Source organism: Pseudarthrobacter sp. GQ63 (assembly GCF_059758765.1).
Genome location: NZ_JCAXEF010000002.1, coordinates 429,287 through 441,825 on the forward strand (window position 1 = coordinate 429,287; position 12,539 = coordinate 441,825).

Annotated in this window: 10 protein-coding genes; 8 read left to right on the forward strand and 2 right to left on the reverse strand. The window is 66.2% G+C overall.

The window, feature by feature from the left end:
- Positions 1-12: 12 nt before the first annotated feature.
- Positions 13-2,820 carry an HAD-IC family P-type ATPase gene (locus AC6CHP_RS06460; RefSeq protein WP_498228638.1) on the forward strand — a complete coding sequence of 936 codons (2,808 nt, stop codon included), beginning with the start codon at positions 13-15 and terminating at the stop codon, positions 2,818-2,820.
- Positions 2,821-3,090: 270 nt separating this feature from the next.
- Positions 3,091-3,621: a hemerythrin domain-containing protein gene (locus AC6CHP_RS06465; protein ID WP_498228640.1), complete on the forward strand. Its 531-nt coding sequence runs from the start codon at positions 3,091-3,093 to the stop codon at positions 3,619-3,621.
- A gap of 10 nt (positions 3,622-3,631) precedes the next feature.
- On the opposite strand, the gene AC6CHP_RS06470 is transcribed toward AC6CHP_RS06465, so the two are convergent.
- The gene (locus AC6CHP_RS06470) at positions 3,632-4,114 is read right to left on the reverse strand and encodes a universal stress protein (protein WP_188729475.1); all 483 of its coding nucleotides are present in this window, start codon (positions 4,112-4,114) and stop codon (positions 3,632-3,634) included.
- 322 nt (positions 4,115-4,436) lie between these two features.
- Between AC6CHP_RS06470 and AC6CHP_RS06475 the strand changes: the two genes are divergently transcribed.
- On the forward strand, positions 4,437-5,060 hold the full coding sequence (locus AC6CHP_RS06475; protein ID WP_188729474.1) for a response regulator: 624 nt from the start codon (positions 4,437-4,439) through the stop codon (positions 5,058-5,060).
- Positions 5,061-5,126: 66 nt separating this feature from the next.
- On the opposite strand, the gene AC6CHP_RS06480 is transcribed toward AC6CHP_RS06475, so the two are convergent.
- Positions 5,127-6,806, reverse strand: a complete 1,680-nt coding sequence (locus AC6CHP_RS06480) for a GAF domain-containing sensor histidine kinase (RefSeq protein ID WP_188729472.1) — start codon at positions 6,804-6,806, stop codon at positions 5,127-5,129.
- Between the two features lie 252 nt (positions 6,807-7,058).
- On the opposite strand from AC6CHP_RS06480, the gene AC6CHP_RS06485 reads away from it, so the two are divergent.
- The 5 genes from AC6CHP_RS06485 (at position 7,059) to AC6CHP_RS06505 (ending at position 12,539) form a co-directional block, all read left to right on the forward strand.
- Positions 7,059-7,520 carry a pyridoxamine 5'-phosphate oxidase family protein gene (locus AC6CHP_RS06485; RefSeq protein WP_104185997.1) on the forward strand — a complete coding sequence of 154 codons (462 nt, stop codon included), beginning with the start codon at positions 7,059-7,061 and terminating at the stop codon, positions 7,518-7,520.
- A 55-nt stretch (positions 7,521-7,575) separates the two neighbouring features.
- Entirely contained in the window at positions 7,576-8,451 is an 876-nt protein-coding gene (locus AC6CHP_RS06490; RefSeq protein ID WP_188729468.1) for a universal stress protein, read from the forward strand.
- A 24-nt stretch (positions 8,452-8,475) separates the two neighbouring features.
- Entirely contained in the window at positions 8,476-10,920 is a 2,445-nt protein-coding gene (locus tag AC6CHP_RS06495) for an HAD-IC family P-type ATPase (protein WP_498228644.1), read from the forward strand.
- A gap of 78 nt (positions 10,921-10,998) precedes the next feature.
- On the forward strand, positions 10,999-12,012 hold the full coding sequence (locus AC6CHP_RS06500) for a zinc-dependent alcohol dehydrogenase family protein (protein WP_498228646.1): 1,014 nt from the start codon (positions 10,999-11,001) through the stop codon (positions 12,010-12,012).
- Positions 12,013-12,116: 104 nt separating this feature from the next.
- The gene (locus tag AC6CHP_RS06505) at positions 12,117-12,539 is read left to right on the forward strand and encodes an Hsp20/alpha crystallin family protein (protein ID WP_188729462.1); all 423 of its coding nucleotides are present in this window, start codon (positions 12,117-12,119) and stop codon (positions 12,537-12,539) included.

Genomic DNA, 12,539 nt, shown 5'->3' on the forward strand with positions numbered 1-12,539 from the left:
GAAGGGCCAGTCATGGAAATGACCAGGCAGGCGAGATCCACCGGCAGGCGTCCTGCTGCGGCAGCCAGCGGAACGGCTGACCCCGCTCACCACGGACTCCCCCTGCATGAGGTGGTCCTGCTGCTGGGGACGGACCACGTCCAGGGCCTCGCATCCGCGGAGGTGGCCAGCCGGCAGGTCCAGTTCGGCGCCAACGTCCTTCCGCGTTCACGCGGCGGGGGGATCTTCCGGAAACTCGCGCGGCAGTTCAACAATCCGCTGGTGTACGTGCTGCTGGCCGCGGCAGCCGTCACGTTGTTCCTTGGTGAGTACCTGGATTCGGGCGTCATCCTGGCCGTCGTCCTGGTCAACACGGTGATTGGCTTTGTCCAGGAAGTCCGGGCAGAGGCTGCCCTGGATGCTCTCCACTCCCTGGTCCGCACGCGTGCAGTGGTGGTCAGGGATGGGCAACGGCTGGAGGTGCCCTCGGAGGATCTGGTTCCAGGAGACCTGGTCCTGCTCGAGGCCGGCGACAAGGTCCCGGCGGACCTTCGGCTGGTCCGGCTGTCCGGCCTGCGGGCGGACGAATCCGCACTGACAGGCGAGTCCGAAGCAGTGGCAAAGGACGAGGTGGTGCTTCCCCCGACAACACCGGTGGCGGACCGCCGGAACATGGTCTACAGCGGCACCCTGGTGACGGCCGGCACTGGCGCCGGGGTCGTCGTCGCCATCGGCGGCGAGACGGAGCTCGGTGAGATCCATCGGCTGATGGGAGCGGTCCAGCCGGTAGCCACCCCCCTGACCCAAAAGCTGGCGCGCTTCAGCATGACGCTGACGGTGGCCATCCTTGCCCTGGCCGCCGTGACCTTCCTTGCCGGCGTGGCACGCGGCCAGGAGCCCGCCCAAATGTTTACAGCCGCCGTCGCGCTGGCAGTGGGGGCAATCCCCGAAGGCCTTCCCGCGGCAGTCACCGTAACGCTCGCCATCGGCGTCCGCCGGATGGCACGGCGCCGCGCGGTGGTGCGCCGGCTGCCGGTTGTTGAGACGTTGGGCAGCACAACGGTCATCTGTTCTGACAAGACCGGCACGTTTACCGAAAACCAGATGACGGTGCGGGGCCTCTGGACTCCGGCCGGCTCCTACGACGTGACAGGCTCGGGCTACGGCCCGGAGGGGCGTATCCTTCCCGCAGGCGCGGGTGCAGGTGCGGCTGTCCAGGGCGTCGTGGAAGCGGCTGGTGGGGCGGCGACGGCGGCGCAGGACGTTGCGCTGCACTGGTCCCTCCTGGCGGGCGGCGCCTGCAATGACGCGAAGGTGGTCAGGGAAGGGGATGTCTGGCAGGTCCAGGGGGATCCCACGGAGGCGGCGATGCTGGTGGCCGCCGGGAAGGGCGGCGTGGACATTGCGCAGTTCCTCGACGCCACTCCGCGCCGCAGCGCGCTGCCCTTCACGTCCGAGCGCCTGTACATGGCCACCCTCCACTCCCCGCGGTTCCCGGACGGAAGCGGCACCGGGAAGGACACCGTGCTGGTGAAGGGCGCCGTGGAACGGGTGCTGGAGCTGTGCGCCTGGCAAATGGACAGCCACGGCGCCAACGGGCATCTCAACAAGCAGGCAGTCCTGGAGGTTGCGCACCAGTTTGCCGGCACGGGACTGAGGGTCCTGGCGACCGCCACGATGCACTTGCCTGCCGGTACCGTCCTCTCGGAGGCAAACCTGCAGGGGCAGATGACGCTGACAGGGCTCCAGGCGATGTTCGATCCGCCGCGGGAGGCGGCAGCGGCGGCAGTCCGTGCCTGCCACCAGGCCGGAGTGGCCGTCAAGATGATCACCGGGGACCACGTGGGAACGGCCGCCACCATCGCCGAGGCCGTGGGCATCACCGCGGACCGGGCGGACGGGACAGCACTGACTGGAGCGGAGCTGGACGCGATTCCCGCAGACCAGCTGCCGGATGCGGTGGAGCGGGCAACCGTCTTCGCGCGGGTATCCCCCGAGCAGAAGCTCCGCCTCATCGGTGCACTCCAGTCCCGGGGACACGTGGCTGCCATGACGGGCGACGGCGTTAACGATGCACCGGCCCTCCGCCAGGCGAACGTAGGGATCGCCATGGGCCGGTCGGGGACGGAAGTGGCCAAGGAGGCCTCGGACATCGTCCTCACCGACGACGACTTCGCCACGATTGAGGCAGCTGTAGAGGAAGGCAGGAACGTCTTTGACAACCTGACCAAATTCATCGTTTGGACCCTGCCCACCAACATGGGGGAAGGCCTGGTGATCCTCGTGGCGATCCTGGCCGGAGCAACGTTGCCCGTCCTGCCCACGCAGATTCTCTGGATCAACATGACCACCGCTGTGTGCCTGGGCCTGATGCTGGCCTTCGAACCGAAGGAGCCGGGCCTTATGTCCCGCCCTCCGCGGGCCCCCGGCCGGCCACTCCTGACCTGGGCCCTCACGTTCCGGATCCTGCTGGTCTCCGCCCTGCTCGTGGCAGGCACCTGGTGGATATTCGAACTTGAACTGGCCAGTGGAGCGTCCCTCGCCGAGGCCCGGACCGCGGCGGTGAACGTCTTTGTGGCAGTGGAATTGTTCTACCTCTTCAGCTGCCGTTCCCTCACGCGGTCTGTCTGGCGGATAGGCTTCTTCAGCAACCGCTGGGTCATACTGGGCGTCATGGTCCAGGCGGCCGGCCAGTTGGCCATCACCTACTCACCGGTGATGAACGGGCTCTTCCACACGGCCCCCATCGGTGTGGACACGTGGCTGCGGATCCTGGGCATCGCCGTGCTGGATTCACTCGTTGTCGCCGTGGACAAGCGCTTCCGGCGCCACGCGTTCTAGGCAGGTCCAGCAGTCCAGGACCTTTGCCGCACCAGGGCCATGCGAGGAATCCCAGGATCTCGCCACAGCCCACCCGCACCACCCAACGGGCAAGGAACGTGTTTCTGTGCGTCGCAACGGATCCCTCGGCAGCCACCCTCCCGAAGTAGGGGACCAATGGCTCTGCCACCCGCCCGGCCCCGCTGCCCATACTTAACGCCACGAGCAGGCGGGACGCTGCCGGCACGCTGCACGCACCGGGCTGCAAACCCTTGGGAAGGGGAAGGGACCATGAACCAGGGCAAGGACGATGCCGCCGAAGCAGCAGCACTCCAGGCTGTTGAACGACATCATGCGCACATGCTCAAACACCTCAACGGGCTTGTGGCCCTCCTGATGGAAGCCGTGGAGGCACGTGCCGCTGTTGCCCAAGATACAGCGCAGGCCACTCTCCTGGACTGGTGCGACACCCACCTGATCCCCCATGCCCTCGCCGAAGAAGGCCCTATGTACGGTGGACCGCACGCCACACCCGAGGGAAGGCTCCTGGTGGAGGGGATGCTTGCCGAGCACCGCGTGATAGTCGATCTCGTGGAGGAACTGCGAACCTCCAGCGGACTTGCCGCAGCCGTGGCCGGCTCTGCCATCCAGCGGTTGTTCGCCCTGCACCTGGACAAGGAAAACCGCCTGCTGATGCCCTTCATTGTCCAGTCCCCGGATATGTCCCTTGCCGAGTCAGTGCGGGGACTTCACGAACTGACCGGAGAAGGCGCGGGTCACCACGGCGGAACGCACGACGGCGGCGCCGCGCACCATCGCTGATAAGCCGGTCTTACTGCCCGTCGTCGCTTTTCCGTGCGTGGCTTCCCCTTTTTCCGTGCGTGGCTTCCTCCGGGGCGTGGACCACCAGGACCGGGCAGTGGGCGTGGCTGACGCACGCCGAGCTCACCGAGCCCAGCACCAGGCTGCCGTGACCGCGCCGCCCCACGATGAGGAGGGATGCTTTCCGGCTACCCTCTATCAATTGCTCGCTGGCTTTCCCCCGTACCAGCCGCGGCTGGACGAATGCCGGCACTTCCGGGCCGAAAGCGTCCGCAAGGGCCTGCTCCAGTGACTGCTTGGCGGCGTATTCGAAGCCCTCAATGCCCACCACGAGGTAGAGCCCATAGCCGGGAGGCACGTCCCAGCATGCCCAGGCTTCCACCGTTGCTCCGAGGGGCCCGGCCAATGACCCGGCTGTGCGAAGGGCCGCGATCGAGGCGTCGGAACCGTCCACGCCTACAACAATCCTGGGGTGCCGCTCGGGGGCGTCCATGTGGCTCCGATCTGTTGGGTCTGCTCCCAGACTGTACAGGGTCCGGGCAACGGGATAGGGCCTAAAGTCACCGGCCGGCCGGCCGGGGCGCCGGGCCGGTGGCGGACAGCCGCCGGTGGTGGGGGCGGCAGATATATGATCAGGACTCCAGACTTTGGTCCCTTCCAGCGGGTCCGCGCGGAAGGAAAGATGGGACTAAGCCCCTGGCACGGGCTGGCCGGCACAGCAGTGCAGGCATAGTCCTTAAGACAATTGGGAGCATAGGGTGCAAAGGCTTGAGTCAGGCTCGCACGGGGCCGCAGATCCCCAGGAGCCGCTTCGCGTGTTCATTCTCGATGACCACGAGCTTGTCCGGCAGGGACTGAAGGACCTGCTGGAGGGCGAAGGATTCGAGGTGGTCGGGGAAAGCGGATCCGCGGCGGAGGCTACACGCCGTATTCCGGCGCTGCAGCCGGACATCGCGATCCTGGACGGACGGCTCCCGGACGGCACCGGCATCGAGGTATGCCGGGACGTGCGCTCGCTGGACCCCCGCCTGCATTGCCTGATCCTGACAAGCTACGACGACGAGCAGGCCATCCGCGGCGCCGTCCTGGCAGGAGCCTCCGGGTACGTCCTCAAGCAGATCAGGAGCGACGACCTCCTCGCCGGAATCCGGAGGGCCGCTGCCGGCGAGTCCCTGTTTGAGCCCGGAGTCAGGGAGCGGATCATCGCCGGGCTTTCCAAGACCCAGACAGACCCGCGGCTGGATGCGCTCAGTGCCCAGGAGAAGAAGGTCCTGACGCTGATCGGGCAGGGCATGACAAACCGCCAGATCGGCGAGGAACTCTTCCTGGCCGAGAAAACGGTGAAGAACTACGTTTCATCCATCCTCGCGAAGCTGGGCTTCGAGCGGAGGACACAGGCCGCCGTGTACGTCACGCGGAACAGCCAGGACGGGCAATAGCCTGCCCCACGGGCCCGCAGCTGCCGGTCATGGCAGCAGTTCAGGGCGGGCCGCTTTCCGGTTCTGTCACAGGCGCTGGGCGGTCCACGTGATCCGGGTGCCCTCCCCCGGCGCGCTCCGGATGGTGCAGCTGCCGCCCAGCATTTCTGCCCGGTGCCGCATATTGGCCAGGCCACTCACTTGTGCGGGTTCGTCAAAACCGCACCCGTTATCCTGGATCACCAGTTCAACCTGGCGTGGGGTTACGGACACGGCAACGCGGATCTCCTTGGCACCGGAGTGGCGGGCGGCATTGCTGAGTCCTTCGGAAAGAACGGACAGCACATGGCCGGCAACGTTCTCCCGCACTGCGTCCACGGGGCCGGTAAAAGCCACTTTCGGTTCTACGGCATAGCTGCGGGAGTTGTCCTGGACCACGCCCAGGATACGGCTCGTCAGGGGGTCATGGTTTTCCTCACCGGTCCGAAGGGAGTAGATGGTGTCCCTCAGCTTCCGGATGGTGTCGTCCAGTTCGGACGTGACCGTGGCAATCCGTTCGTGCGCTATGGGGTCAAGGGTGTAGCGGCGCAGGCTCTGGATACTCAATCCGGAGGCGAAAAGCCGCTGGATGACAAGATCGTGCAGGTCCCGGGCAATCCGCTCCCGGTCCGTGAACAGAAGGTTCTGTTCACGGAGCGCATGGACCCGCGCGAGGTCGAGTGCCAGCCCGACCCTGCTCCCGAAAATCGAGCTGGATTCCGCTTCGGCCTGGCTGTAGGCAATTGATCCCTGCGGACGGGCGAGCAGCAGCACGCCGTTCTCGCTGTTGCTGTGGCCGATGGCGCACACCAGCACCGACCCCAGCTTTTCCGCCACCTGGTCACCAAACACCTGCTGGGGATCACGCACCACGCGGGACTCCCCCGTCTCGATGACCTTGGAGACGGCATCAGAAGCACCGATTTCCTGCCCCGCCTGCAGGCCCTGGACGCCCAGGGACGACCTGCACCGCAGGACCCCGTCACCGGCCGGGACAGCAATCACGGCAAGCGCAGAGTCTGAGACCCGCAAGGCAGTTTCGGCCACCAGGTCCAGGTTGTCCGAGTCCCCGGGATGCGGCGCCATGATCAGCCGGCTGCTCAGTTCCATCCCCGCCTCCAGCCATTTCTGGCGACGCTTGCTGTCCTCGAACAGGCGGGCATTCTGGATGGCCACACCGGCAGCGGCGGCGAGGGCCACGGCAAGGTCTTCATCCTCCGGTGTGAAGTCCTGCCCGCCGTCCTTCTCGGTCAGGTAGAGGTTCCCATACACCTCGTCGCGGACACGGACCGGCACCCCAAGAAAGGTGTTCATCGGTGGATGGTTGGGGGGAAAGCCTGACGCCATGGGATGCCGGCCGAGGTCGTGGAGCCTCAGTGGCCGGGGCTCCCGGATCAGGTGTCCCAGGACGCCGTGTCCCGTAGGCAAGTCGCCAATGGACCTGATGTCTTCTTCATCGACTCCAACGGTGATGAAGTGGCTCAGGCTGCGGTCCTCCGCGATCACCCCCATCGCGCCGTACTTCGCACCCACAAGTTCACATGCCGACCGGACAAGACGGTCCAGCACGGCTTCAAGGCTCAGATCCTGGGCCAGGGCGACGACGGCGGCGAGCAGGCCGTTCATCCGCTCCTGGGTTTGCAGCAGCTCATCTGCGCGGGCAACGAAGTCCCGGAGGAGATCTTCGGCCCGTTCCTTCATGGGAGAACTCCACGGCTCAGTGCTCATGTCTCGCCTCCTGTGACAAGTGCCTGCGTCGTTGCAGGCCCTCAGCGGTGTTGCGCGCGTCCGGGAAGTGGTTCCCCCGGCAACGCCGCTCCAGCCTGAGTACGAAGCGACGTCCCGGCACCAGTCTAGGAGAGTAAGTCAAGGTCTGAAATGCCCCATTATGGGAACGCCGGATATCAGCTGCCGCCGGGACCGGCTGCAGTAGGACCTTCTTCCCTATCCCCGTCCCGCTCGGCGGCCTAGGCTACGGCCATGGACACAGCTGCAACAGAACCGGAACCCGAAAACCTTGGAGTGCATGACTGCTGGAGGTACCTGCGGTCAACCTCCGTGTGCAGGATGGCCTTCACCCGCGGCGACACGGTGGAGATCTTCCCGGTCAACTTTGTGCCCAGCAACGGCACCCTGCTGATTCGCACAGGCCCGGGAACGAAGATGGATGCAGTGGCCGGCCGCAAGGCAGTGTCCCTGGAAGCCGACGGGCTGAACCAGTACGGCACCATTGCCTGGAGCGTGGTGGTGAAGGGGCACGCTGCCGTAGTGGACGACGACGAAGACTTCCAGGATGCCTCAGACGCAGGTCTGTCTCCCTGGCAGGCAGGCCCAAAGGAAAGCCTTATCCGCGTGACGCCTGAGGAAATCACCGGGAGGAAATTCGTCATCGCCCCGCCAACCCGGTGGTGGGCCCCGCAGGAACCGGCCGGCAGGGCCTGAACCCCTGTCCGGCATGAGAAACCGCCAGCAACAGCAGATTCACGGAAGGTCACCCATGGACGCACACAAGCCCGTCGCCGTCGGCATCGCCGACTCCCCTCCTTCCAAGGCCGCACTGCTGTGGGCAGCGGCCCGCGCCCGCCGGCAAAAGGTGCCGTTGGCAATCCTTCATGTCCTCGACGACCGCTGGATGGCGGGCGAAAGGATTGAAGCCCTCCCCTACATCGACGTCCTGCGCAAGTCTGCGATGGACATGCTGGAAGAAGCCGGAGAAACGGTGCGCAGCGCAGAACCGGACCTGCAGGTTTCCCATGAACTGCTGGAAGGAAGCGTTGGGGCATCCCTTGGCAAGTACTCGGAGAACGCCTCGATGCTGGTCCTGGGCAGCAGCGGCCACTCCCGCGGTGCGCTGACCGACCGGGCCCTCCAGGCAGCTGCAACGGCCGAATGCCCGGTGGCCGTGATCGGGACAGGGCAGGGCAGTGGGCACGGTGTGGTGGTGGGCGTGGACGGGTCGAGGGAGTCCACGCAGGCCGTTGCTTTCGCGGCGGCCGAGGCTGATGCACTGGGCGAGGAACTCACCGTCCTGTACGCGTTCACTGGCCCCAACCGCTGGATCAGAGCGGGCCTGCCGTCCAGCAGCTTCGCTGGACATGTGGAGGAAGAGGAACAGGTTGTCCTGGCCGAGACTGTGGCCGGACTCCGCCAGGACTACCCCGGCCTTGTAGTGCACGGAGTCCTGGAAACAGTCTTGGAACCTGCAGATGCCCTGGTCCGCGCAGCCGCGGACGCCAGGATGCTGGTCCTGGGCAGCCGGGGCAGGGGAAGCTTCGGCAGGCTCCTGCTCGGGTCGACGGCGCACGGCGTCCTGACCCAGCCACCCTGCCCCACGGTCATCACCCGGCTGAAGAAGTCCCGGCATGACACATGACGGGCGGGCCCTGCGCTCCACGTGATGTTTGAAGCAGAGGAAAGCACCGGGCGGCACGTGGCTTCCGGCGCCTCCGCGGGACAGCCGGGGCTGGACGGACTCAGCTCCGCCGAGGTCCTGGCCCGGACCAACGCGGGACAGATCAACAGCATCCCGGGAGCGACAAGCCGCAGTGCGTGGGACATTGTCCGGGCGAACGTCCTGACCCTTTTCAACGCCATCGTGGCGGCCTGCTTTGTCCTGCTGCTGGTGCTGGGCCAGTGGCGGGATGCACTCTTTGGCTTCTCGGCGCTGGGGAACTCCCTGATCGGAATCATCCAGGAATACCGCGCCAAGCAGTCCCTGGACAGGCTGGCCATTCTCCACGCGGCACAGAGCAGGGTCATCCGGGACGGCAGCCCCCGGCTGGTCCCGGCGGAGGCCCTGGTTCCGGATGACATCGTCCTCCTCAGCGCCGGGGAACAGGTGGCCGCTGACGTGCGGCTCCTGGACGGCGGGTACGTGGAGGCGGATGAATCCTTTTTGACCGGTGAGTCAGCGCCCGTGTCCAAGCAACCGGGAGCCGCGCTCCTGTCCGGGTCACTGATCATGGCCGGCAGCGGGCGGGCGGTGGTGGTCCGGGTAGGGCCGGATACGTTCGCCTACAAACTGACTGCCGAAGCCAGGCGGTTCGCCCTGGTCACGTCCGAGATACGCTCCGGCCTGGACAAGGTGCTGCGCGTCATCACCTGGCTGCTCCTGCCCACTGCCGTCCTGGTTACCCACGCCCAGGTCCAAAACGCCGGCGGCTGGGAGGCCGCCTTCAGCTCCGGCCAGTGGATACCTGCCGCGGTGGGACTTGTGGCCAGCATCATGTCCATGATTCCCCTTGGCCTGGTCCTGCTCACCAGCGTGGCTTTTGCGGTGGGCGGGGTCCGGCTTGCCGGCCACATGGTCCTGGTCCAGGAGCTTGCGGCCGTTGAAGTACTTGCACGTGTGGATGTCCTGTGCCTGGACAAGACCGGGACCTTGTCCTCCGGCGCCATGACATTCGACGCCGTGCACGGCGCCGGCGCCCCACCGGCCGAGGGGTGGCGGAAGGCCCTTGAATGGTTCGGCGCCAAGGAGGAAGCCAGTACCACCGCCAAGTCCATCGGCGACGCTTTTCCCGCAGCCGACGTTTTGCCCGAAGCGTCATCCGTGCCGTTCACCTCGGCCTTGAAATGGAGCTTAGTGACGTTCCCGCCGGGCTCGCAGGCCGCCGGAACCTGGGTACTTGGGGCCCCGGATTTCGTACTGGCGGAATTGCCATCCGACGCCCCCGCCCGCCGGAGCGCCGCGGCGCTGGCCTCCACCGGCCTGCGGACGCTGGCACTCGCCCACATGCCCGGGCCCCTGCCGGTATCGGAGCAGGACGGCGCACTGCCCGCGGGCCTCGTTCCGGTGGTGCTGCTGACCTTTCGCGAGGATATCCGGAAGGAAGCACCAGCGACCCTTGCCTATTTCCGGCAACAGGGGGTGGCCTTGAAGATCATCTCCGGTGACGACCCCCGCACGGTGGCAGTGCTCGCGCGCACGGTGGGCCTGGGCCCGGGCGGGGCCTACGACGCCAGGAAACTGCCAACTGACCCGTTGCTGCTGGAGGAAGCGGTGGAGACGCATCACGTTTTTGGAAGCGTGACGCCGTCCCAGAAGAGGGACATGGTTCAGGCGCTGAAGCGGGGCGGGCACACGGTGGCCATGACCGGCGACGGGGTCAACGACGTCCTGGCACTCAAGGAAGCCGATCTGGGCATCGCCATGGACACAGCGTCACCGGCCACCAAGGCGGTAGCCCGGCTTATCCTCCTGGACGGGCGCTTCGACAGGTTGCCGGCGGTGGTTGCCGAGGGCCGCAGGGCCATCAGCAACATCGAGCGGGTTTCCATGGTGTTCCTCAGCAAAACCGTCTACATCACCGTCATCTCGTTGACGTTTGCCCTGCTCCTGTGGCCCTTTCCGTTCCTTCCGCGCCAGATGTCCGTCCTTGACGGACTGACCATTGGGCTGCCGGCATTCTTCCTGGCACTGCAACCCAGCGCGCAGCGTTATGAGGCCGGATTCCTGAAACGCTCCCTGGCCTACTCGGTGCCGGCCGGAGTGTGCGTCGCCCTGTGTGTGCTGGCTGTCAGCATGTACGCGCGTTTCGCTGCACCTGGCAGCGCCGAGGCCACGCAGTCTGCCGCCGTCATCACCTTGGCCCTGGTGGCCTCCTGGATCCTCGTGACCGCATCCCGGCCCCTCACCTGGACGAAGACCCTCATCCTGGCGGGCATGTACGCGGGCCTGGCGCTGCTGTTCACCGTGCCCCCGGCAAAAGAGTTCTTCCGCCTGGACTGGCCGCCCACGGACCTCCTGGCCGCTTCGGTCACGGTGGCCGTGGGCGGCAGCATCATCATCGAAGCAATCCGGTACGTCCAGCGGCGCCTGGCCGGCCGCTCAGCAGACTGAAGACCAGGGTGACCTTCGGCTCTGGGAGGCACAGCGAAGCTGGGCCATTGTTAACTAACCCGGCAGAAGGAGGAAAAGGTGCTCGCTTGGTGGGTGGGCCAGCCCGGCCCCATGTCCACCCGTCCCCTGGTCAGGGGCCTCCGCGAAGACCCCAGGCCCGCGGCCAATGAACTCCTGGTGGACGTGAGTGTCTGCGGAATCTGCCGGACCGACCTCCATCTGGCCGAAGGGGACCTGCAACCACGCCGTCCCGGGGTTGTCCCGGGCCACGAGGCGGTGGGCGTGGTGGTGGAAACCGGCCCGGGCGCCCACCGGTTCGCGCCGGGCGACAGGGTAGGCGTCGCGTGGCTGGGCGGCGTCTGCGGAACGTGCACGTATTGCCGCCGGGGTGACGAGAACCTGTGCTCGGCGCCCGTCTTCACCGGATGGGACAAGGACGGCGGCTACGCCCAAAAACTCACTGTCTCCCAGGATTTTGCCTATCTCATTCCGGAGGTGTTCAGCGACGAACAGGCAGCACCGCTGCTGTGCTCAGGCATCATTGGCTACCGTGCGCTGCAACGCGCCAACCTGCCGGCCGGGGGGCGCCTTGGTATCTACGGTTTCGGCAGTTCCGCGCACCTGACCGCGCAGATGGCGGTCTACCAGGGGGCATCCGTTTTTGTCATGACCCGGTCTGAGGAGGCCCGGGCCCTTGCCCGGGACCTGGGAGCTGAATATGCCGGCGGCGCGTATGACAAGCCACCGGTGCCGCTTGATTCCGCGATTCTTTTCGCCCCGGTGGGCGACCTGGTGCCGGCCGCGCTCGCCGCCCTTGACCGCGGCGGCACACTTGCGATTGCCGGTATCCACCTCACCGACGTACCAGCACTGAACTATGAGGACCACCTGTTCTACGAGCGCCAGGTCCGCAGCGTGACAGCCAATACACGCGCTGACGGGCGTGAGTTCCTTGCGCTCGCGGCCCGGATCCCGCTGGCACCCACCACCACCGCCTACCCGTTCGATGCCGCGGACACGGCCCTTGGTGATCTCGCTGCGGACAGGGTTACCGGTTCTGCCGTCCTGCGGGTCCGCCCGGAAAAAGCGTGAAGCCTAGGGTGGGACCTTGGACTCTGGAACAGCACCTGCAGTGGGCGGATGGTGTTAATGCCGGGTGATGCGTCAGCCCGGCTCACAATGAGCAGGAGGCAACAATGACTGACCTGATGAAGTGGTTTGATTCCCGCCGTTCCCCCATGGATGTGATCGAAAGGCTCTTCGAAGGAGAGATGGGGTCGTCCGCAATCCGGGTTGAGGAAATGGTGGATGGCAACACCTTGGTGGTGCGGGCGGAGCTGCCCGGAATCGATCCGGAAAAGGATGTGGACGTGACCGTGACCGACGGCGTCCTGTCCATCAAGGCCGAGCGGCAGGAGAAGACGGAACACAAGGACAAGGACAGCTACCGGTCCGAATTCCGCTACGGTTCTTTCGTCCGGCGGCTCCCCCTCCCCAGTGGGGTGCAGCAGGGTGACGTCACCGCCTCCTACAAGGACGGCGTCCTGGAAGTCCGCGCTCCCCTTCCGGACCAGCAAGAGGTGGCTTCCGCATCGAAGATCCCGATCAGCAGAGGCTGA

Coding starts and splice junctions, on each gene's coding strand:
- AC6CHP_RS06460 (WP_498228638.1), top strand. CDS start 13: ATGGAAATGACCAGGCAGGCGAGATCCACCGGCAGGCGTCCTGCTGCG.
- AC6CHP_RS06465 (WP_498228640.1), top strand. CDS start 3,091: ATGAACCAGGGCAAGGACGATGCCGCCGAAGCAGCAGCACTCCAGGCT.
- AC6CHP_RS06470 (WP_188729475.1), bottom strand. CDS start 4,114: ATGGACGCCCCCGAGCGGCACCCCAGGATTGTTGTAGGCGTGGACGGT.
- AC6CHP_RS06480 (WP_188729472.1), bottom strand. CDS start 6,806: ATGAGCACTGAGCCGTGGAGTTCTCCCATGAAGGAACGGGCCGAAGAT.
- AC6CHP_RS06485 (WP_104185997.1), top strand. CDS start 7,059: ATGGACACAGCTGCAACAGAACCGGAACCCGAAAACCTTGGAGTGCAT.
- AC6CHP_RS06490 (WP_188729468.1), top strand. CDS start 7,576: ATGGACGCACACAAGCCCGTCGCCGTCGGCATCGCCGACTCCCCTCCT.
- AC6CHP_RS06495 (WP_498228644.1), top strand. CDS start 8,476: ATGTTTGAAGCAGAGGAAAGCACCGGGCGGCACGTGGCTTCCGGCGCC.
- AC6CHP_RS06505 (WP_188729462.1), top strand. CDS start 12,117: ATGACTGACCTGATGAAGTGGTTTGATTCCCGCCGTTCCCCCATGGAT.